We start from the raw sequence: 20,075 nt of genomic DNA on the forward strand, positions 1-20,075 counted from the left end.
CCCCTGCGGGGCAAAAGGCGCCCACCCGCCGACCCTTTTTCCTGATCACTCTGTGCGCCAGTCGATGATTGCGTCCGTGGTGGCGCGGTCGGTGCGGAAGCCGTTGACCGGGTGATCCGGGTCTGCGTGGCCGAAGGAGATGGCGCAGAGGATCAGTTGGTCCTTCGCCACGTCGAAGTGATCGCGTACGAAAGGCGCCTGGGCCGCGACGGCGGCCTGCGGGATTGTCGCCACATCCAGTGCCTGCGCGGCCAGGCAAAAGGCTGTGACAAAGCCGCCGGTGTCCAGGGCGCCATAGGGGCCCAGCACGCGCGGTGCGGTGACGATGGCCACGTGCGGCGCGCCAAAGAGGCGGAAGTTTTCCATCATCTGTTGGGCGGAGGCGGCGCGATCCCCTTTCTCGATCCCCACCGCGTCGTAAAGCTGGAACCCGCAGGCGCGGCGGCGGTCGCCGTAAATGTCGGGATAGCCCTCGGGCCAGGGCATGTCGGGCGCAGGCGCGGTGGTTTCAGCGGTGGCATAGAGCGCGTCGCGAAAACGGTCCGTTGCTGCACCTTTGGTGATGATAAGCTGCCAGGGCTGCGCATTGCACCAGCTGGGCACATGGCGGGCGGCATCGACGATTTGGGTGATGACGTCATCGGCCACGGGATCGGGACGAAAGGCGCGGCAGGAAAAGCGGGCGCGCAGGGTCGCCAGGAGGCTGTCATAATCGGTCATTGCTGCGCCAGGATGAACCCGACGGCACCGGCCACGATCAGGCCCGCGACAACGGCGATGGCGATCTTGATCGCTGACCAGGGGCGTTCGCCCTGCACCCGTCCGGTACGGCCGTTCACCACGAAGCGGTAGGTTTCGCCCCGGTATTTGTAGGCTGCGAGCCACACGGGCAGCAGCACGTGTTTGAAGGTGATCGCGCCGATTTTCGTGTCAACCGAATGAATGCGCTGGCGGTCGCCGCCGATGTCGAACTTGATATCGCGGGCGATCACCTGGTCCATGTGCGCGCGGGCCTCCTCGAAACCCTCCTCGAGGGACACTGCGTAACCTTCGGCGCGGAACCCTGCGAGGAACTCCGGGGCATAGGGCTCCATCGCGCTCAGATCCCAAGGCTCCAGCCCGGTGGTGAACCGTTTGGGCAGGGATTTGGAGGCCAGCACCAGCACATCGTCGAAGAACCGCGCGACCTTGCCGCGAGTGGCGCGCCAGCGCACCTTGGGCACTTGCACCTGCGTGCGTTTGCCGTCGCGCATCACGGTGCGTGTCTCGTAATAGACGGTGCCGCGTTCGCCGGTATAGGCGCTGCGCGTGTCGGCGTCGAAGGTCCAGTAGGGCACGTATATTCCCTGCATCGCGCGGCCCTTGCGGGCATAGTCCTGCAAGCCCGACGGCGCGAACCACAGGCTGCCCAGCCATTCGGTCATGGCGGCGCGCGCCTGCGGCTCTGCCAGTGCAAAGGGCAACACGCCGCGCGGTTTGATGTGCCGGTGCGCGCCGGTGTCCGTGACCACGGGCGTGGCGCAAAACGGGCATTCGGTGGCGTGGATGTCGGCGTCGAATTCCACCTGTGCCGCGCAATTGGGGCAGGTGGAGACGCGGGTTTCCTCGATCTCGGCGGCGGGCAGATCGGCGTTCAGCGCGGCGCGGTAATCCAGTTCGGCAATGGGAGTCAGGGCCGGGCCGCCCGTGCCTTCGATCGGATGCGTGTTGCCGCAGTGATCGCAGATCAGCGTGCCGGCCGCCGGGTCAAACCGGAAATCCGCGCCGCAATTGTCGCAGGGAAAGCGGTGGTCGGCCTGATCGCGCGGGCCGTTGAGGTCGGGCAGGTCGGTCATAGGACACCGTGGATGGCTGTGGGCGTGATGCGCCGCAGGGCGCCGTCGCCCAGTGCGGTGTGCCGCCACAGGTGGAAAATCGCATGAAGGGCCGAGGCGGACATCAGGTAGAAATAGATCGGTGCCAGTGCGATGTCGCCGCCGCGCAGCTGCACCCAAAGGCCCAGACCGGCGACCCCGCCCAGCCCGACATACATGGCCCAACTGAGCCATGGATGCGCGCGGCGCAGCCCCCCTTCCAGCTTTGGACCCGGCCCGTTCAAAAGCCCGGCAAGGACCGCGCATACGCACATCGCCAGCCCACTGATGCCAAACGCCCAGACCAACCCCGGCAGTGGCCCGGCGGCCACCAGCAGGATAAGCAGCACAAAGCTGGTCCAGTGCAGCGTGATCGTGGCCGTGCGGCGCATCTGTGCGGCTCCTTTCCGTGGCAGTCAGGGGATACTTAGGACGGGCAGGCCGCCCGGACCAGTCAGATCCCCGGCGGCGGGGGGGGCGGCATGATGGTGAAAAGCTGCGCCAGTTCGGTCACGTCCTCGGCCTTCATCCAGCCATCCTGGCCGGCGGTCCAGACATAGGTGTCGCGGCTCAACTCACCTGCGCCAGCCATGCGGCCCAGTTGCGCCTTGGAAAACGGGCCCTTGGTCTCGCCGTTTTCGGCCAAGTGCCAGACATGTTCGACGGGCGGCGGTGGCGGGGCTGCGGCGGCGCTGCGCGCGGGTGCCGCCCCCCAGGGACCCGATGCAGCCTGCTGGCCCAGTTGCAGGCCCATCGCCGCACCAAGACCCGCCTGCATCGCGTCACCTGCACCTCCGCCTTCGCGGCCCAGGGCCTCGGCGGCCTGAAATTGCATGTATTCGTTGAGGTTTCCGATCACGCCCATGGACGACCGTTTGTCCATCACCTCCTCAACCGCGGCGGGCAGCGAGATGTTTTCGATGTAAAGCTCGGGCAGGGTCAGTCCGTATTCGGCGATCTGTGCGCTGATTTCCTTGGCGACCAGTTGGCCCAGCTCGCGGGTGTTTGCGGCCATGTCCAGCACGGGAATGCCCGATTTTGCGAGGCTGCGCGACATTTCCTGCACGATGATGTTGCGGATCTGATAGCTGATCTCGTCCATGGTGAATTCACCATCGGTGCCGACGATCTCCACGAGGAACTTCGCCGGATCCGCGACCTTGACGGAATAGGTGCCAAAGGCGCGCAGACGCACGGGGCCAAATTCGGGGTCGCGGCAGATGATCGGGTTCTTGGTGCCCCATTTCAGGTCGTTGAACCGCGTGGTGTTGACGAAATAGATCTCGGATTTGAACGGGCTTTTGAACCCGTGATCCCAGTGCTGCAACGTCGTCATGATCGGCATGTTGTTGGTCTCGAGCATGTAGAGACCCGGCGTGAAAACATCCGCCAACTGGCCTTCGTGCACGAAGACGGCGGCCTGCCCCTCGCGCACGGTCAGCTTGGCCCCGTACTTGATCGCATGGCCCTCGCGCTCAAAGCGCCAGACCATTGTGTCGCGGCTGTCGTCGACCCAGTGGATGACGTCGATGAATTCACCGGAGAGAAAGTCGAAAATGCCCATATGCGGGTCTCCTTTGGTCTGAGGTCAGAGCGGGCCTTGGGTGGCCTCGCGTGCGAGGATGCGAACAACCGGGCGGGCCTCGGCCAGGCTGACGCCCGTGGCCAGGCGGTCATCGTAAAGCATGGCAAGCAGGTGTTCGTCGTGATCGGTCAGCAGTGCGAATTCGTCATCATCGTTAAAGATCGAGGGGCGCGCGCCGGGGCTGTCATTGGCAAGGCCAAGGCCTTGGGCCAGCTCTTCGTGAATGCAGGACAGGCGCAGCAGATCGGGGTTTTCGGAACGGATCACGGCCACGGCGGCGGTATAGGCCGCCTGATCGGCCCCGGCGGCATAGGCCGCGACGGCACAATAGGCGTCATCGGGCAGGTTGCGCACCGCTGCGAGATTGGTGCGGGTGACGCCGGGCAGGTCGGTGGCCGTCCGGTTCAGGGTATCGACGCGGTCATCCTCGCTGACAAAGTAGACAAGGAAATTAGGGTCAGGTGCCACCGAAACCGGGTGCCCCGTCGCGCGCGCCAGCCGCTGGGCGTAGGCGGCGACATCGGCGGTGTCGCGGCTGCGCTGGCTGGGCGGAACGGACGCGCCGAACACGATGCCCATGCGCACCGGCCCGGACCAACGGCGCAGGACGCTGGGCGCACCGGCGCGCTGGCCGCTGCTGGTGTATTCGCTAAAAAACACGATCTGTTCGAAATTCCGCGCCAGCATGTCGGCGGTAAAGGGCGTGTCGGGCCCGCCCCCGTCCTGACGCAGCAGACCGGCGGTCAGCTGGCTGCGCTGCACCTGCGCCAGAAAACTGCGCAGGGCCGCACTTTGTTCAGAGGTCGCCTGCACCGGCGGGGCAGGCGGCGGGGCCAGTCCGGCAGGGCGCACGCGCGGGGTCAGCACCGGCTCGACCGGCGTAAACAGATCGCATGCCGCAAGGCTCAGCAGGGCGGCCAGACCGCCCCACAGGGTCACCTTGCGTTTGGCATACGTCCCCAGCACGTGCCCGGATCAGCCCGGAACCGCGGTGCCGGCGGTGTCGCCGACACCGTCCTTGCGCGCCTTGGCGGAGGCCAGCGTGTCGCGCAGATCGGCTTCCATCTTCTTGAGGTCCTCTTCGGCGGCGGCCCGCTTGGCCTTGCCCTCGTCGGCGATGCGCAGGCTGTCCTCGATGGTGCCGATCAGGTCGGCATTGGCCTTCTTGACCGCTTCGATGTCAAAGACACCGCGCTCCATCTCCTGACGGATGGCGGCGTTGCTCGTCCGCAGGTTCGCCGCGTTCGAGGTCAACAGCTCATTCGTCAGATCATTGGCGTCCCGCACGGCGGCGGCGGCCTCGGCGCTGCGCTGGATGGTGACGGCCTGCGCCAGTTGGGTTTCCCACAGCGGAACGGTGTTCACGAGGGTCGAGTTGATCTTGGTCACGAGACTCTTGTCGTTCTCCTGCACCAGGCGGATCGAGGGCAGCGACTGCATCGTCACCTGCCGCGTCAGTTTCAGGTCGTGCACCCGACGCTCCAGATCGTCGCGCGCAGCCCGCAGATCGCGCAGCTCTTGCGCCACCATGACCTTGTCATCCTCGGCCGCGGCCTCGACATCAGCCTCCTTGGCAGGGATTACCGTCGTATCCAACTCGGAAATCTTCTCTTCGCCCGCAGCGATGTAGAGGGCGAGTTCATCGTAGAATTGCAGGGTCTTTTCATAGAGCAGATCGAGCGACTTGATGTCCTTGAGCAGCGTATGCTCATGCGCCAGCAGGTTGTCGGTGATCTTGTCGATCTGCCCCTGCACCGTCTCGAAACGCGCGGTGAACTTGGCAAAGGGCGCGGCCCGGCCGAGCAGTTTTTCCCACCACGACCTGTCGCGCCGCACATCGAGTTCCGAGATGGAAAAGCCGCGGATCGTGGTCACGATGTTGCGCAGGCTGTCGCCCGCAGGGCCCACATCCTTGTTGCGCACATCCGTCAGCATGGCCTGCGAAATCGTCTGCAACTCGGCCTGCGCGGCGGAGCCAAAGGCCACGATGGACTGCGTGTCGCCCATGTCGATCTCGTCCATGCGGGCGCGGATCTCGGCACCCAGCGGCGCGTCGGCCTGCTCCAGCGGCACGATTGCGTTCGCGTCCTTGGGTTCAGGCAGGACCACGGCGGTCACTTCCTCGACTTGCGCCAGCGCGCTTTCAGCCTTTTGACGGATGGTATCAGACATGATGGGTCACCTTACTGTTCAAGAGTTGTCGTCAGGGGCAATGCGCACCCCTTCGCGTTGCAGCCGGTCGCGCAACACGTCGATTTCGATATTCAGATCGCTGCGGTCCTCGACCAACAGCTTGCGCGTGCGCGCGGCGAAATTGTCGCTCAGATCATCCAGCAGCGTGGCATAATCGGTGCGGGCCTGCGCATCACGGGTGCGCGCGTAGATGTCGGCGAACTTGACCGTCGCATCACGCGCACCCATCAGGTACACGCCCAGATACTTGCGCGCCGCCGTCAGGTCGCGCGGGTCTTCCTCGACCGTGCGAATGAGGTCGCGGGCCACGGTCTGGAACTGCTCCAGCTTGCGCTCCATCTGGCGATCCTCGGCGCGTTTCATCGCATCCGTCATGGCGCGCAGATGCGCTTCTGCCTCGTCGACGACGCGGGCCACGCGGTCCTGCTGGAACGTATCGACCCCTTCCATGCCCTTGTCGCGCATCGGGTCCAGACCAAAGGCCGCGATGTGCAGACCCAGACTTGCCGCGCCAAAGAGGATCGGCGCCACCAACCCCGGCTCGGACCTGTAGGCGGCGATGGCGATGCCCACACCGGTCAGCACGGCGGAAAAGAGCTTGCGCGGGATCGCAGGCCGCCGCGCCACCTTGCGCTCGTGATAGGCGGCCTCGGCCACCAACCCGCCGCGCAGCAGCCACGCGCCCAGCGTCAGGATGCCCGCCGCGACCAGCCCCAGCATCAGACCAATGGCCCCGTCATTCAGCGACAGGAACACCATCGGCACCGCAGGCAGAAACATCAGGTTTGCACGCGCGCCCACCGGGTCGACCCGCGCCCGGTCATAGGCCGCGCGTTCGGTGGCCTCGGGTGCCGCCCCGTCGGGGCTGTATTTGCCGCCAAAACGTTTGGCCATCGCCTCAAAGCCCCCCGAGCGCGCCGGTGGTCACACCGAACATCAGCGCCAGCAGCACGACAAAGGCAATCTTCTGAAAGGCCGTAGTTTCCATCATGTCCCCCGAACAGATCACATAAGTATAGGTGCTTTGACGGTGCTGCACTAGTGGCGCGCGCCGGTGCGGCGTTCAGCGTTCAACTTGCGGGTATAGCCCGATTGGATCACCTCGACCGCGACCAACACCAGAACCGAGAAATAGAAGGTCGTTTTGGACATCGGAATGACTTCGTAGCCAAAGACGCGCAGCGCAAGTGTGTCGTCATGCATCGCATGGGCCGCGGCCTGTCCGGCCTCGCCCAAAAGGACGACGCCGACAATCAGCAGGATGAACAGGCCAAGCACCTCGTACATCCGGTTCTTCTCAAGAAACCGCGTCACCCCGTCGGCAAGCAGCAGCATCGCCAGCCCCGACAGCAGGATCGCGGTGGCGAGGATGATGAAGACATCGGTGATCGCCAGCGCCGACAACACGGAATCAAACGAGAAAATCAGGTTCATCAACACGATCAGCATCACCACCTGGGCTGCGGACTTGCCTGATTTGGCCTCCACATCCGTGTCCAGATGTTCGATGGTCAGCATGTGGCCGATCTCCTTGACGGCCGTGTACATGATGAAAATACCGCCAAAGATGAACACGCAGGTGGCAAAGTTCACACCGCCTGTGATCACACCCTCCCAATCCAGCACCACAAAGGGTTCGGCCATCGCGTCAATCAGCTGGATCATCGTGAACAGCAGCACAACCCGCAGCACAACGGCCAGAATGATGCCCCAGCGCCGCACGGCGGCCTGTTGCGCAACCGGCGCGCGCTGGCTCTCGATCGAGATATACAACAGGTTGTCGAACCCCAGCACCGCCTGCAAGAAACAGAGCATCAGCAGGTTGCCAAGGTTTTCAATTGTCAAAAGGTCGGCCATGGATCGTTCCCCAGTTCCATACGCACGCAGCGTGTCAGTTCCCCGGTACAGGAATGTGACAGTGCGTCCGCGCGGGCAAGGGGGAATTCTGCGCCAAAGGGCGCAAATCTGGGCCTAGCGGCGCGGGCGGCGGCGCTGCGGGCGGGCCTTGGTGGCGGTGCCTGTGGGCTTGACTTCGGGTTCCAGACCCAGCTGATCGCGGACAATGCGGCGGCGCACTTCTTCGACCGCGCCGGGTTTCAGATCGCCCAGCTGGAACGGGCCATAGCTCACCCGGATCAGCCGGTTCACCACCAGCCCGACGCTTTCCATCGCGCGGCGGATCTCGCGGTTCTTGCCCTCGCGCAGGCCCACGGTCAGCCATGCGTTGGCGCCTTGCTGGCGGTCCAGCGTGATCTGCATCGGCTGGAACCGCTCACCGTCCTCCAGCGTGACACCCCGGCGCAACGGCTCCAGCGTGGCATCGGTGGGTCGCCCGTTGATCCGCACGCGGTAGCGCCGCATCCACCCGGTCGAGGGCAGCTCCAGCTTGCGTTTGACGCCGCCGTCATTGGTCAGCAGCAACAACCCCTCGGAGTTGATGTCGAGCCGCCCGACCGACATCACCCGCGGCAAGTCCTCGGGCAGGGCGTCATAGATCGTCTTGCGGTCTTTCTCGTCCCGGTCGGTCGTGACCAGCCCGATGGGCTTGTGATAGAGCCACAGCCGCTCCGGCTCCGGTGCGGCCAGCGGCTTGCCGTCCACGGTGATCCGGTCGGCCTCCGTCACGTTCAGCGCGGGGCTGTCGATGACCTTGCCGTTCACGGCAACGCGGCCTGCGGTGATGATCTCTTCGGCACCGCGACGGCTGGCGATACCGGCACGGGCCAGCACCTTGGCGATGCGCGCGCCGGGTTTTGTGTCATTGCTCATGGGATGGGCAATAGCCGTGGCTTGCGTCCGGGGCAAGCGGTGTGGCAGGGACGGGGGATGGAGTTTCGGTCTTTCATGCAAGAAGCGCTGGCGGAGGCGCGCGCCGCCGCCGCGCGGGGCGAGGTGCCGGTGGGCGCTGTGGTGGTGTCCCCGCGGGGACAGATCGTGGCGCAGGCTGGCAACCGCACCCGTGAACTGTCCGACCCGTCCGCCCACGCAGAGCTGCTGGCCATCCGCGCCGCCTGTGCCGCCGCCGGGTCCGAGCGGCTGATAGGGCACGACCTCTATGTCACGCTGGAACCCTGCGCGATGTGCGCCGGTGCCATCGCCGCGGCCCGCATCGCGCGGCTGTATTACGGCGCGTCGGATCCGAAATCGGGCGGCGTCGCGCACGGCGCGCGGGTTTTTTCCCACCCCCAGGCCCATCACGCGCCCGAGGTCTACGACGGCCTGGCCGCCGCCGAGGCCGAGACCCTGTTGCAGGATTTCTTTGCCGCACGGCGCTAGGGAGCCGGGGTGGTCAACGCCCGACGTATGGCTCAAAAAGGCTAGAGGGTGATCGGCTGCATCGGCTCAGGGGTGATCACTGTCACGCCCGGCAAGCCATCGCGCAGCACCGCGTCCGACTGCTCCAGCAGGGGGAACGTCCGGTAATGGCACGGAATGACGGTGTCAAAGTGGAAGTAGCGCCGCGCCGCATAGGCCGCCCCCGCCATGTCCATCGTGAAATACCCGCCCGCCGACAGAATGCCGATATCCGGTTTGTGAAAATCCCCGATCCAGTCCATGTCGGCCATGATGTCGGTGTCGCCGGACAGGTAGATGCACTTGTCCTCGCCGCGGATGATCAGCCCGCATTCCTGCCCCATATAGACGGCGCGCCCGTCCACCACGATGGACGAGCTGTGCGAGGCAGGCACCAGCGTCACGGTTACGTCGCCCAGGGCGATGGTGCCGCCCTTGTTGAACGCGTGCCCCTCGACCGCGCCCTGACCAAAGAGAAACTGCGCCAGCTCGTACATCCCTGATACCGGCACGCCGGTGTCCTTGCTGAGGGCCGCAACATCCTGCGTGTGGTCGAAATGCCCATGGGTGACGAGGATATGCGTGGCCCCCACGGTGGCGGCCGGTACCTGATACTCGGGCAGCATCGGGTTGCCGTTTATCCATGGATCGATCAGCAGAACCTGATCCCCGATCTCGATGCGGAAACTGCCGTGACCCAGCCAGATAATGTTCATGTCATGCGCCTTTCGTTTTGCATGACCTTACCGCCTCTGGACGGCCTTGGAAGGCTTGGGCCCAAAATTTTTCACCTGTGCTGCGGCGCGTATCTTGACCACCCGGTGCTATGGCGTACCTGAACGCCATGGAACTCTTGCGTCAGATCGACGGCTATTGCGAACGGGTCGGGCCGGATTACTGGGCCGAGCCGGTGAACGCCGTGACCAATGCGGCGTTTGTCCTTGTCGCACTCTGGATGTGGCGGCGCAGCGCGGGCGTGCCCATGGCGCGGGTGCTGAGCGTCGTGCTGGGCCTGATCGGGATCGGCAGTTACCTGTTTCACACCCATGCGCAGGTCTGGTCGGCCATCGCCGATGTCGCACCCATCGGGGCGTTCATCCTGTTCTATATCTTTGCCGTCAACCGCGACGTCTGGGGGATGCGGACGGTATGGGCGGTGGGGGCCACGGCGCTCTTCGTGCCCTATGCCGCTTTGACGATACCGCTGTTTCAATACCTGCCGGTGCTGGGCGTGTCGGCGGGCTATGTGCCGGTGCCGGTCCTGATCCTGATCTATGCGGCCCTGCTCTGGTGGCGCGCGCCACGGCTCGCGCGTGGCTTTGTCCTCGGGGCCGTTATCCTACTGGTGTCGCTGACCGCGCGATCGGTGGATGAGGCGCTGTGCACACAGCTGCCGCTGGGCACGCATTTCCTGTGGCACATCCTGAACGCGGTCATGCTCGGCTGGATGATCGAGGTCTATCGCCGCTACGTCTCTGACACCTGATGCACCTCGATCACATTGCCGTCCGGGTCGTAGAAAAAGATCTGGTCCCACCCCGCCACGGCCCGGTTGCCCCAATCGGCATAGGGCACGCCCTGTTCCTCAAGATGTGCGCGAAACGCGGCCAGATCGTCCGTCCGGTAGGCGATGTGCCCATGGCTGACCGGGTTCACCATCTGGCCCGCGTTGAACCCGGCCAGCGGATCCTTCTGCGCCAGATGCGTCTGCACTGCGCCATCGGTGACAAAGGCCACGTGGCCCGCGTACCCCTTGCGCTTTTCCAGCGTCGGCAGGCCGTCCGTTTCCGTGGCCAGCCCCAGCACGTCGCGATAGAATGCGTCCATGCGCGCCACATCATCGGTGACCAGGTTGACGTGATGCAGTTTCAGCTTCATTTGCGCGCTCCTCCGGTCAAATCTGGGCCAAAGCGGGACGCACGGCAAGGCCGGAGGCTTGAAGGCGTCCGACGCCCGCGCTAAAGCCCGTTGGAAACAGACGCAGAGGGTTTTGATGTCCATCGACGAAAACACCGCCGCCCGCGTGGCGAAACTGGCCCGGATCAAGGTCGAGGCCGATCGCCTGCCTGCGCTGGCGGCCGAGTTCAACACCATCCTCGGCTTTATCGAACAGCTGGGCGAAGTGGACGTGGACGGCGTGGAGCCGATGACCTCTGTCACGCCCCAGCGTCTGAAACGCCGCGTGGACGAGGTGACCGATGGCAGCCAGCAGGACCGCGTTCTGGCCAATGCGCCCGACGCGCGCGAGGGATTTTTTGCCGTGCCGAAGGTGGTGGAATAATGGGTGAGCTGAACAAACTGGGCCTCGCGGAGGCGCGCGATGCGCTGCGTGCGGGCGATGTCACTTCCGTCGAGCTGACCGAGGCCTGCCTGACCGAGATCGAGGGCGCGGACGCGCTCAACGCCTTTGTCCACAACACGCCCGAGATTGCGCGCGCCCAAGCCAAATCGGCTGACGAGCGGATCAAGGCCGGTGACGCGCCCGCGATGTGCGGCCTGCCCATCGGGATCAAGGATCTGTTCTGCACCAAGGGTGTGCCAAGCCAGGCCGGATCACGTATCCTCGAAGGGTTCCTGCCCGAATACGAAAGCACGGTCAGCCAGAACCTGTTTGATGCAGGTGCGGTGATGCTGGGCAAGCTGAACATGGACGAATTCGCCATGGGCAGCAGCAACGAGACCTCTGTTTACGGTAATGCGATCAACCCATGGCGGCGCGGCAATGATGATGCGGCACTGACGCCCGGCGGCTCGTCCGGTGGGTCGGCCTCGGCTGTGGCGGCTGATCTGTGCCTTGCCGCGACCGGCACCGATACGGGCGGGTCCATCCGCCAGCCTGCGGCCTTTACAGGCATCACAGGGATCAAGCCAACCTATGGCCGCTGTTCGCGCTGGGGCGTTGTGGCTTTTGCCTCAAGCCTCGATCAGGCCGGACCGATGACCAAATCGGTGCGCGATGCCGCCATCATGCTCGAGGCGATGTGCAGCCACGACCCCAAGGATTCCACATCCGCCGATCTGCCCGTGCCGAATTTCGAGGCGATGCTGACCGGCGATATCAAAGGCAAGAAGATCGGCATTCCCAAGGAATACCGCATGGACGGCATGCCGGAAGAGATCGAAACGCTCTGGGCCTCCGGCACCGAGATGCTGCGCGATGCGGGGGCCGAGATTGTCGACATCTCCCTGCCGCACACAAAATACGCGCTGCCGGCCTATTACGTGATTGCCCCTGCCGAGGCGTCCTCGAACCTCGCGCGCTATGACGGGGTCCGCTATGGCCACCGCGCCACGCTGGATCAGGGCGACGGCATCACCGAGATGTATGAAAAGACCCGCGCCGAAGGGTTCGGCGCCGAGGTGCAGCGCCGGGTGATGATCGGGACGTATGTTCTGTCGGCGGGGTTCTACGACGCCTATTACAACCGCGCACGCAAAGTGCGGACGCTGATCAAAAAGGACTTTGAGGACGTGTTTGCCCAAGGGATCGATGCGATCCTGACGCCTGCCACGCCGTCGGCGGCCTTTGGTCTGGGCGAGGCGTCGGACGATCCGGTGCAGATGTATTTGAACGATGTGTTCACCGTAACGGTTAACATGGCGGGCCTGCCGGGCATCGCTGTCCCCGCGGGGACAGATAACAACGGGCTGCCACTGGGGCTGCAACTGATCGGGCGTCCGTGGGAAGAGGGCGATTTGCTGAACACCGCCTATGCGCTTGAGGCACGCGCCGGGTTTGTGGCCAAGCCGCAGAAATGGTGGTAAACCCGCGCAAATAGCACCCAAAAAGGGCAGAGCAGAGATGAGTATCCGCAGTTTCGTGTTTATGGGCGCAATTGCCGGTTTGGCCGCATGCCAGCCCGCTATCCCCGACAGTGGGGCAGGCGTTGTCGACCCCGGACGGGGGGTCGGTTTCGACAACCCCAACACGCTGACCCAGCGAGAGGCCCGCGCGGCTGAACTGGCCACCTCGACCGTGCCTGCCGCCGCGCCCGTTGGCACGCAGGCCCTGCCGCCTGCGGCCACCGTCACGACGCCCACCACGACGCCCGCAACCGCCCGCGCCGTCACCGACCCGCAGGGCCTTGATGCGGAACTGGCGCAGGTTGCGGCCCAGAGCGACGCCACCGCCGCGCAGTCCAATTCCGGCCAGGCCGTGCTGAACGCCAGCCCGTCAAACGCGGCCCCGGTGATCCTGAACAATCCCGGCATTTCCGATGAAAACGACTTTGGCGCGGTGTCGTCCCGCCAGTCGATCGAAAGCGATGCCGCGCGGATCCAGTCGAACCGCCAGCAATACCAGGTTGTGCAACCCACCGCGCTGCCATCCCGCAACGGCAGCGCGCAGCCCAATGTCGTGCAATACGCGTTGCAGACCAACCACCCGCGCGGCACGCAGGTGCACCGGCGGTTCAGCGTGAATGCCTCCGCCAAGTTCCAGCGCAACTGCGCCGAATACAATTCCGCCGACGAGGCACAGATCGATTTCCTCGCGCGCGGCGGGCCGGAGCGTGACCGCCGTGGCCTCGACCCGGATGGCGATGGCTATGCCTGCGGCTGGGACCCGGCACCGTTCCGCCGGGCGGCTGGCGACTGATCCTGCACCAACACCCGTCCCCCAATTGCGGCCCCCGCCGGGACGGGTTGGTGCCGGGTTATGTGGTACTGCACTATACCGCGATGGGGTCCGCGGCGGCGGCCATAGACCGGCTCTGTGACCCGGAGGCCGAGGTGTCGGCCCATTACGTCATCTGCAAATCGGGTGCCGTCACCCAGCTGGTGCCCGAAGGGTTGCGCGCATGGCATGCGGGGATTGGCACATGGCAGGGTCTGGATGATCTCAACTCGCGGTCCATCGGGATCGAGCTGGACAATAACGGGCGGGGGCCGTTTACCGCGCCGCTGATGCACAGCCTTGAGGCCCTGCTGCGCGGCATCCTGACCGCGTGGGACATCCCGCCGCGCAATGTGATCGGCCATTCCGACATGGCACCGGGCCGCAAGACCGATCCCGGCCCGTGGTTCGACTGGGCGCGGCTGGAACGGCTGGGCCTTGCAGGCCAGCGCGGCACAGCACCCGGCCCATCAGATACCGACCCCGTCCTGTTTACGGAGGCGGCCCGCCGCGCGGGCTACACCGCTGATGTCGACACTGACACCCTGCTCGCGGCCGTGCGCCTGCGCTACCGCCCCTTTGCCACCGGCCCTCTGGAGGCTGCGGACTTCACCCCGCTGGGCCAGCCCGACGCAGGTGCGTAAGCGCCGCCCACGCGCGCGCGGCCATTGACGCGGCCCGCACCCGCACGTAAGGCCAAGGCGCGCGGAGGGGCGGATGGCCGCTTACGGGCATTGGCTGACGCCAATACCCTGAGAGGAAAGTCCGGACTCCCAAAAGCAACGGTGCCGGGTAACACCCGGGCGGGGCAACCCGACGGACAGCGCCACAGAAAACAAACCACCCCGTGCTCCGCACGGGGCCAGGGTGAAACGGTGGGGTAAGAGCCCACCGCCGGGCTGGCAACAGACCGGGCATGGCAAGCCCCACCGGGAGCAATGCCAAATAGGGACCGCGTGCCGCCCTGCCTTCGGGCAGGCGGCGGGGCTGCTTTTGCCCCAGCAGGTCCGGGTTGGCAGCTAGAGGGGTGTTGGCAACAGCATCCCGAGACGAATGGTCATCTCGGGCGGGGCAACCTGCCTATGACAGAATCCGGCTTACAGCCCCTCCGCGCATCACTGGGTATATTCAAAGCTCTGGCCGGTGCCCTTGCTCCGGGTCACGCGGAATGTGGCGCCGTCGGTTTCCCACAGCTGGCAGTCGGTGTTCTTGGAGTGCGTGGTCAGCGTGCGGCACCAGTACCCGTCGCGCCAGGCCCAGTTGCCCTTGAGCGCCTTGCCGCCAAAATTGCCCGAAAGCTTGCCGTTGCGGCGGATGACAAAGTGATCCTTGTTGAACTTCAATTTCTTGCCCACGACGAGGGTGCGAAAATCCGCCTCTGTGGTGATGGCCTTGAAGTCGGCAGCGGCAAAACCGGGGGCACAGAGCAGCCCGGCAACCAGGGCAAGAGAGGAAAAGAGACGTGTCATATTCAGGGTTTCCTTGATCTGGATGGCGCATGAATTTCGCCGGCACCGAGGCTAGGCGGCGGGATGCGTCCTGTCCAGAACGATTGCGGTTGACAGTGTGCGTGCAATCCGTACAACGCGGGGCTAATCGATTTGACCGCGCGGTCCGCCCGCGCGACGCAGGAGACACCAGATGGCCAAGCCAACCACGATCAAGATCCGCCTGAACTCGACCGCAGGCACAGGCCACTTCTATGTGACCAAGAAAAACGCACGCACCATGACCGAGAAGATGACGGTCCGGAAGTACGACCCCGTTGCGCGCAAGCACGTGGAATACAAAGAAGGCAAGATCAAGTAAGATCGCTGAAACCTTTTTTGACGTTTCAAGGGCCGCGCCGCAAGGACGCGGCCTTTTTGCTTTGTGGGGATGGCCATGCAACGTGTGATGATTGTCGGTGGCCCGGGATCGGGCAAGAGCACGCTGGCGCGGATCGTGGGCGCACGCACGGGCCTGCCGGTGCACCACATGGACCACATCCATTGGCTGCCCGGCTGGGAGCAACGCCCGCGCCCCTTGCGCCGCGAGATGGCGCTTGAGATCGAGCGGGGCGACGCCTGGGTGTTCGAGGGCGGGTTTTCGACGACCTATGCCCACCGGGTCGGGCGCGCCGATACGCTGGTCTGGCTGGACCTGCCGGTGGGGTTGCGGATGTGGCGGGTGACGCGGCGGTTGTTTCAATTTTGGGGCCAGCGCCGTCCAGACATGGCGCCGGGCTGTGCCGAGGGTTTCCACAGCGAAACGCTTGCCTTTTACGCGTGGATCTGGCGCACGCGGCAAACGGCGCGGCAGCGATTGCTGACGCTGATTGCGGACGCACCCGAGGGGCTGGCGGTGCATCATCTGACCTCGCGCGGCGCGGTGCGTCGATTTGAGGAAGAGGTTTTGCCATGATCATTCGACCGACGACAGCCGCCGATCTGGCGGCGGTGGATGCGCTTTTGGCGCGCAGCTATCCCAAGTTGCTCAAGGCCGATTATCCGCCTTCGGTGCTGGTGACGGCCCTGCCGGTCATCGCGCGGGCGCAGCCCAAGTTGATCACGTGCGGGACCTATTACGTGGTGGAAGAGGACGGGCAGATTCTGGGCGCGGGGGGCTGGACGCCGGACAAGGAAATGGCGGATCTGGGCCATATCCGCCACGTGGTGACGGATGACCGGGCGCTGCGGCGCGGGGTGGGGCGGCGGTTGATGGCCTGGTGTTTCGACCGGGCCCATGCGGCGGGCAAGCGGCGCATGGAGTGCTGGGCCACGCGCACGGCGGTGCCGTTCTATGAGGCGGTCGGGTTCGAGGTACTGGGGCCGATCGATGTGCCGATGCAGGGCGGCATCGTGTTCCCGTCCGTGCGGATGATGCGGGATCTGACCGGCGGGGCGTGATCCAAAGGAGCGCGCTGGCGCGCGCACGCCATTCTGATTGGGCGCGCGGCAACCGTGGTGCGGTCAGGTCGGTTTGGTCGCGGGTTTGCCGTCTAGTGTTTCATAGCTGCGCGTGCCGCTGGCGCGGTCAAAGATCAGGACGCGGTCGTGATCCGGATAGGTGACGCGGTCGGCGGGTGCGCGGGTGCCGATCACCATGTAGCGCACGGGCGCGCCCGAGCGGTTGTGCATGCTGTGACCCACCGCATCGCCGGCTTTCCAGCAGGCGGCATCGCCGGGGTGCAGTTCGGTCTCTGTCCCGCCCTCGATCAGGGTGATGCTGCCCGTCAGGATCAGCACCATTTCATCCTCTTCCATGTGCCAGTGGGTATGGGAGCTGCGCGAACCTGGGGGCAGTTCCTCGATGAAGGCGCCGAATTGGGTGAGGCCCGCGCTGTCGCTGATCAGCTCGGCCCGGTAGGGTCCAAGGGGCGTGTCCGCGCCAGCGGCGTCAATGCGTGCGTTGCCGGATCTGATGACGGTCATGGAGCTGCCTTTCTGTCATGAAGAAAGGGCCGGTCGCGGTGACCGGCCCTTGTTCGTTTCGGCGCATCAAGTGATGCGTTATTCTTGCTGTCCCATGAACATCAGCAGGAACTGGAACATGTTCAGGAAGGAGATGTAGAGGCTCAGCGCGCCGTCATAGGCGGCCTTGTCCAGCCATTCCTGATCGCCATGGGCGGCATGCGCCACATAGGTGTTCTTGATGTCCTGTGTGTAGAACGCGGTCAGACCGGCAAAGATCAGAACGCCAATCGCGGAGATCGCGAACATCATCGCGGGCGATTGTAGGAAGATGTTGATAACCATCGCAACCAGCAGGCCGATCACACCCATCATCAGGAAGGTGCCCATGCCGCTCAGGTCCTTCTTGGTGGTGTAGCCATAGAGGCTGAGACCGGCGAAGGCGATGGCGGTGACCAGGAAGGTCTGGGTGATGGAGTAGGGGGTGAAGACCAGGAAGATCGAGCTCATCGACACGCCCATGACGGCGGCGAAGATGAAGAAACCCAGTTGCACGGCCGCGGCAGAACCACGGCGCATCAGCGCGCCCCAGCCAAAGAGCAGGAAGGCGAGCGGTGCAAACATCACAACCCAGCGCAGCGGTGTCGTGTAGAGCGCGACACCCAGACCCGTCAGGTACTGGCCTTCGCGCAGGGCGACGGTGGCACCGGTCGGATCGGACGTCACGGCAAGGCCAGCAATGGCCCAGGCCGCAAGCGCGGTGATCAGCATGCCCACGGACATCGTGCCGTAGACCTTGTTCATATGGGCACGAAGCCCGGCGTCGATCTGGGCGGCGCGTGTACCGGCCGCGGACCGGATCGTATTCAACTCAGCCATGTAAGTGACCTCCAAATTGATACAGATTTCCGACGGGGGATCCGCCGGTCGCGGATTTACGCCCGCATTGCGTCAAATATCGGGTCCTGCGGCCTCTGTTTCAAGGGTTTTTCGGGGGCGCGGCGCGGTCTGGCTGCGACATTCCGACCATTTTTGTCATAAATGCCCGGATATCGCGGAAATCAGGCTCGCGCCGTGCCCTGTGTGATCAGTCGCGCCATGTTGCGGGCACGTCCCAGATCGGTTTGGCGGCCTCTTTCATGGCGGCGCGTTCGCTCAGCCCGATGTCGTCCAGGGCGCGGGCGTCCAGACGGGACAGGGCGCGGCGCGAGCGCCAGACGTTGAACAGGGTGGCCAGCGAGAACGGAGCCCGTGCGGGGGCCGCGACGCGGGTGTGGCGGGCGGTTGTGTCGATCAGTGCCATGATGAGGTCTCCTTGGGTTAAGTGATGAATTTCTGGCGTTGCATCAAATCTCTTGATGTATATGGCGGAGCATGGCACATTTTAAAAACGAATGTTTGTGAGCCATTGCATCAGGATCGGTGATATGAGGAATTTGGACATAACCACGCTGCGGTCGTTTGTGGCAGTGGCGGAAAGCGGCGGGGTGACGCGGGCGGCGGGGTTCCTGCATTTGACCCAGTCGGCGGTGTCGATGCAGCTCAAGCGGCTGGAGGAGCTGTTGGGGCTGGACCTGTTTGACCGGTCGGGCCGGACCATCGCGTTGACGGCCTCTGGTGAGCAGTTGCTCGTTTATGCGCGCCGCATGGTGGCGTTGAATGACGAGGTCATTACGCGTCTGACCGATCAGGCCTATGAGGGGGAGGTCACGCTGGGCGTACCGCATGACATTGTCTATCCGGCCATCCCCCGTGTTCTGAAGCAGTTCCACGCGGCCTTTCCGCGGGTCAAGGTACAGCTCGACAGCTCTTATACACGCCGTTTGAAATCGGAATTTGCCAAGGGCGCCTGTGACATCATCCTGACCACGGAGACCGGGTTGGACGCAGGCGGGGAAGAGCTGTGCGTGAAGCCCCTGTGCTGGGTGGGCGCGCCGGGCGGGTCGGCGTGGCGGCAGCGGCCGCTCAAGCTGGCCTTTGGGCGGCAGTGCACGTTCCGCCCGCGTGTGGTCGAACAACTGGACAGCGCGGGCATCCCCTGGGACGTGGTGGTCGAGACCGAGAGCGACCGCACCATCGAAGCCACAGTCAGCGCCGATCTGGCAGTTCACACGATGATCGAAGGGACCGAGCCGCCGCATCTGGACCGCATTGATCATGGCGGCGCGCTGCCGGATCTGCCGGCGCATCGGATCAACCTCTATGGCGCGACGGGGGGTACAAACGAGGTGCAGGAGGCACTGGTCGCCATGCTGCGCCGCGCCTTTACCGTGCCCGAGCCGGTGCAACTGCGGGCGGTGTCGAAAGTGTGAAACTGGAACGATTCGCATCGATTCTTTCGAATTCAGCCTCTGGATGGGCAAAAAAATGCTCAGATATACTATAGATTTCGTAGGATTGACGCCGTGGTGGATTTCGAAATCGTTAATGAATGCATTCACCCCTCGGTTGTGGGTGAATGCAATTGGCTAAGGTGTTGATTGCAGGTCAACAAACTGATCATGTCTGACGCGGAGCGGCGAGGGGCTAGCGGCAACTGGTTGAAAAATATCAAGAACTGTGGATGCCCTTAACGTAACCCATGGCACGGAATGAAAGCGCTGGCACGCACGCCATGCGGGTGGTTTCCGTTGAAATGAAACCCGCCAGCGCGTAGTGTCCCGGAACAGTGTTTTAGCCAAGACATAGCGCGCTCAGGTCGTTTGCGTTGCGTGGTCCCAAGCGGCACTGCACAGAGTTGGGAGTTACCATGGCACATATGGTTGATGTTCACGTTGGCAAGCGGATCAGGCAACGGCGTTGGCTGATCGGGATGACCCAGCAAAAGCTGGCAGACCTCGTGGGAATCAAGTTCCAGCAAATCCAGAAATACGAGACCGGCGCGAACCGGGTCAGTGCGTCCCGGCTCTGGGACATTGGCGACGCGATGGGTGTGCCAGTGGCCTTTTTCTTTGAGGGGGTGCGCGATCCCTCGCACGAGGCCGATCAGGGCCGTAGCGACGTGCCGCCCGATCTGCTGAGCGACAAGGAAGCGATGGAGCTGGTGCGGACCTATTATGCGATCCCCGAGAACCAGCGCCGCCGTCTGTTCGAATTGGCACGGGTGCTGAGCGACGTCGCCTGACCCGCGCGCTTCGCGCAGG

At 64.4% G+C, this 20,075-nt stretch carries 26 protein-coding genes and 1 other RNA gene; 12 read left to right on the plus strand and 15 right to left on the minus strand.

Annotated elements, in window-relative coordinates:
* Positions 1-45 precede the first annotated feature (45 nt).
* From Q0949_RS13370 to Q0949_RS13410, 9 genes are all read right to left on the minus strand, one after another.
* Positions 46-720, minus strand: a complete 675-nt coding sequence (locus Q0949_RS13370; RefSeq protein WP_299373020.1) for a nitroreductase — start codon at positions 718-720, stop codon at positions 46-48.
* On the minus strand, positions 717-1,835 hold the full coding sequence (locus Q0949_RS13375) for a TFIIB-type zinc finger domain-containing protein (RefSeq protein WP_299373021.1): 1,119 nt from the start codon (positions 1,833-1,835) through the stop codon (positions 717-719). Before Q0949_RS13375 ends, Q0949_RS13370 begins: the two co-directional genes overlap by 4 nt.
* A complete protein-coding gene (locus tag Q0949_RS13380) occupies positions 1,832-2,245 on the minus strand; it encodes a hypothetical protein (protein ID WP_299373023.1) in 414 nt (137 codons plus the stop codon). The genes Q0949_RS13375 and Q0949_RS13380 overlap by 4 nt, the downstream gene beginning before the upstream one ends.
* A 62-nt stretch (positions 2,246-2,307) precedes the next feature.
* On the minus strand, positions 2,308-3,417 hold the full coding sequence (locus tag Q0949_RS13385) for an SPFH domain-containing protein (protein WP_299373025.1): 1,110 nt from the start codon (positions 3,415-3,417) through the stop codon (positions 2,308-2,310).
* A gap of 24 nt (positions 3,418-3,441) precedes the next feature.
* Complete coding sequence (locus Q0949_RS13390; RefSeq protein ID WP_299373027.1) at positions 3,442-4,404, minus strand: DUF2927 domain-containing protein; 963 nt, start codon at positions 4,402-4,404, stop codon at positions 3,442-3,444.
* A 9-nt stretch (positions 4,405-4,413) separates the two neighbouring features.
* Positions 4,414-5,610, minus strand: a complete 1,197-nt coding sequence (locus Q0949_RS13395) for a toxic anion resistance protein (protein WP_299373028.1) — start codon at positions 5,608-5,610, stop codon at positions 4,414-4,416.
* A gap of 18 nt (positions 5,611-5,628) precedes the next feature.
* Positions 5,629-6,525: a 5-bromo-4-chloroindolyl phosphate hydrolysis family protein gene (locus Q0949_RS13400; RefSeq protein WP_299373031.1), complete on the minus strand. Its 897-nt coding sequence runs from the start codon at positions 6,523-6,525 to the stop codon at positions 5,629-5,631.
* Between the two features lie 144 nt (positions 6,526-6,669).
* On the minus strand, positions 6,670-7,488 hold the full coding sequence (locus Q0949_RS13405; RefSeq protein WP_299373034.1) for a tellurium resistance protein TerC: 819 nt from the start codon (positions 7,486-7,488) through the stop codon (positions 6,670-6,672).
* A gap of 114 nt (positions 7,489-7,602) precedes the next feature.
* Positions 7,603-8,400, minus strand: coding sequence for a pseudouridine synthase (locus Q0949_RS13410; RefSeq protein ID WP_299373037.1), 798 nt, complete (start codon positions 8,398-8,400; stop codon positions 7,603-7,605).
* A 57-nt stretch (positions 8,401-8,457) separates the two neighbouring features.
* Here Q0949_RS13410 and Q0949_RS13415 point away from each other — a divergent pair, with 57 nt between their 5' ends.
* Positions 8,458-8,907, plus strand: coding sequence for a nucleoside deaminase (locus tag Q0949_RS13415; protein ID WP_299373039.1), 450 nt, complete (start codon positions 8,458-8,460; stop codon positions 8,905-8,907).
* Between the two features lie 41 nt (positions 8,908-8,948).
* On the opposite strand, the gene Q0949_RS13420 is transcribed toward Q0949_RS13415, so the two are convergent.
* Complete coding sequence (locus Q0949_RS13420) at positions 8,949-9,641, minus strand: metal-dependent hydrolase (RefSeq protein WP_299373044.1); 693 nt, start codon at positions 9,639-9,641, stop codon at positions 8,949-8,951.
* 128 nt (positions 9,642-9,769) lie between these two features.
* Between Q0949_RS13420 and Q0949_RS13425 the strand changes: the two genes are divergently transcribed.
* Positions 9,770-10,411: a ceramidase domain-containing protein gene (locus tag Q0949_RS13425; RefSeq protein ID WP_299373652.1), complete on the plus strand. Its 642-nt coding sequence runs from the start codon at positions 9,770-9,772 to the stop codon at positions 10,409-10,411.
* On the opposite strand, the gene Q0949_RS13430 is transcribed toward Q0949_RS13425, so the two are convergent.
* Positions 10,393-10,803 (minus strand): VOC family protein, encoded by a 411-nt coding sequence (locus tag Q0949_RS13430; protein ID WP_299373047.1) that lies wholly within the window; start codon positions 10,801-10,803, stop codon positions 10,393-10,395. The two genes, Q0949_RS13425 and Q0949_RS13430, sit on opposite strands and share 19 nt — an antisense overlap.
* A gap of 115 nt (positions 10,804-10,918) precedes the next feature.
* Between Q0949_RS13430 and gatC the strand changes: the two genes are divergently transcribed.
* From gatC to rnpB, 5 genes are all read left to right on the plus strand, one after another.
* Complete coding sequence (gene gatC, locus Q0949_RS13435; protein ID WP_299144489.1) at positions 10,919-11,206, plus strand: Asp-tRNA(Asn)/Glu-tRNA(Gln) amidotransferase subunit GatC; 288 nt, start codon at positions 10,919-10,921, stop codon at positions 11,204-11,206.
* A complete protein-coding gene (gene gatA / locus Q0949_RS13440; protein WP_299373050.1) occupies positions 11,206-12,690 on the plus strand; it encodes an Asp-tRNA(Asn)/Glu-tRNA(Gln) amidotransferase subunit GatA in 1,485 nt (494 codons plus the stop codon). Before gatC ends, gatA begins: the two co-directional genes overlap by 1 nt.
* Positions 12,691-12,727: 37 nt before the next feature.
* Positions 12,728-13,522 carry an excalibur calcium-binding domain-containing protein gene (locus Q0949_RS13445; RefSeq protein ID WP_299373053.1) on the plus strand — a complete coding sequence of 265 codons (795 nt, stop codon included), beginning with the start codon at positions 12,728-12,730 and terminating at the stop codon, positions 13,520-13,522.
* Between the two features lie 50 nt (positions 13,523-13,572).
* Positions 13,573-14,184, plus strand: coding sequence for an N-acetylmuramoyl-L-alanine amidase (locus tag Q0949_RS13450; protein WP_299373056.1), 612 nt, complete (start codon positions 13,573-13,575; stop codon positions 14,182-14,184).
* A 61-nt stretch (positions 14,185-14,245) separates the two neighbouring features.
* Positions 14,246-14,656, plus strand: an RNA gene (gene rnpB / locus Q0949_RS13455) — RNase P RNA component class A.
* Here the strand turns inward: rnpB and Q0949_RS13460 are convergent.
* Positions 14,656-15,009, minus strand: a complete 354-nt coding sequence (locus tag Q0949_RS13460; RefSeq protein ID WP_299373058.1) for a hypothetical protein — start codon at positions 15,007-15,009, stop codon at positions 14,656-14,658. The genes rnpB and Q0949_RS13460 overlap by 1 nt on opposite strands.
* Positions 15,010-15,181: 172 nt before the next feature.
* On the opposite strand from Q0949_RS13460, the gene rpmG reads away from it, so the two are divergent.
* The 3 genes from rpmG to Q0949_RS13475 all read left to right on the plus strand — a co-directional run bounded on the left by rpmG (position 15,182) and on the right by Q0949_RS13475 (position 16,428).
* Positions 15,182-15,349: a 50S ribosomal protein L33 gene (rpmG, locus tag Q0949_RS13465; RefSeq protein WP_005630270.1), complete on the plus strand. Its 168-nt coding sequence runs from the start codon at positions 15,182-15,184 to the stop codon at positions 15,347-15,349.
* 75 nt (positions 15,350-15,424) lie between these two features.
* Positions 15,425-15,943, plus strand: coding sequence for an AAA family ATPase (locus tag Q0949_RS13470; RefSeq protein WP_299373089.1), 519 nt, complete (start codon positions 15,425-15,427; stop codon positions 15,941-15,943).
* Positions 15,940-16,428 (plus strand): GNAT family N-acetyltransferase, encoded by a 489-nt coding sequence (locus Q0949_RS13475; RefSeq protein WP_299373092.1) that lies wholly within the window; start codon positions 15,940-15,942, stop codon positions 16,426-16,428. The genes Q0949_RS13470 and Q0949_RS13475 overlap by 4 nt, the downstream gene beginning before the upstream one ends.
* A gap of 63 nt (positions 16,429-16,491) precedes the next feature.
* Here the strand turns inward: Q0949_RS13475 and Q0949_RS13480 are convergent, their stop codons facing one another.
* The 3 genes from Q0949_RS13480 to Q0949_RS13490 all read right to left on the minus strand — a co-directional run bounded on the left by Q0949_RS13480 (position 16,492) and on the right by Q0949_RS13490 (position 18,235).
* The gene (locus tag Q0949_RS13480; RefSeq protein WP_299373095.1) at positions 16,492-16,953 is read right to left on the minus strand and encodes a cupin domain-containing protein; all 462 of its coding nucleotides are present in this window, start codon (positions 16,951-16,953) and stop codon (positions 16,492-16,494) included.
* A gap of 78 nt (positions 16,954-17,031) precedes the next feature.
* Entirely contained in the window at positions 17,032-17,811 is a 780-nt protein-coding gene (locus Q0949_RS13485) for a Bax inhibitor-1/YccA family protein (protein WP_299373098.1), read from the minus strand.
* Between the two features lie 208 nt (positions 17,812-18,019).
* Entirely contained in the window at positions 18,020-18,235 is a 216-nt protein-coding gene (locus Q0949_RS13490) for a DUF1127 domain-containing protein (RefSeq protein WP_299373101.1), read from the minus strand.
* 124 nt (positions 18,236-18,359) lie between these two features.
* On the opposite strand from Q0949_RS13490, the gene Q0949_RS13495 reads away from it, so the two are divergent.
* Together Q0949_RS13495 and Q0949_RS13500 are read left to right on the plus strand one after the other, a co-directional pair.
* Positions 18,360-19,244, plus strand: a complete 885-nt coding sequence (locus Q0949_RS13495) for a LysR family transcriptional regulator (RefSeq protein ID WP_299373104.1) — start codon at positions 18,360-18,362, stop codon at positions 19,242-19,244.
* A 437-nt stretch (positions 19,245-19,681) separates the two neighbouring features.
* Positions 19,682-20,056: a helix-turn-helix transcriptional regulator gene (locus Q0949_RS13500; RefSeq protein WP_299373107.1), complete on the plus strand. Its 375-nt coding sequence runs from the start codon at positions 19,682-19,684 to the stop codon at positions 20,054-20,056.
* Positions 20,057-20,075: the final 19 nt, after the last annotated feature.

The organism is uncultured Tateyamaria sp. (assembly GCF_947487805.1).
GTDB lineage: Bacteria > Pseudomonadota > Alphaproteobacteria > Rhodobacterales > Rhodobacteraceae > Tateyamaria.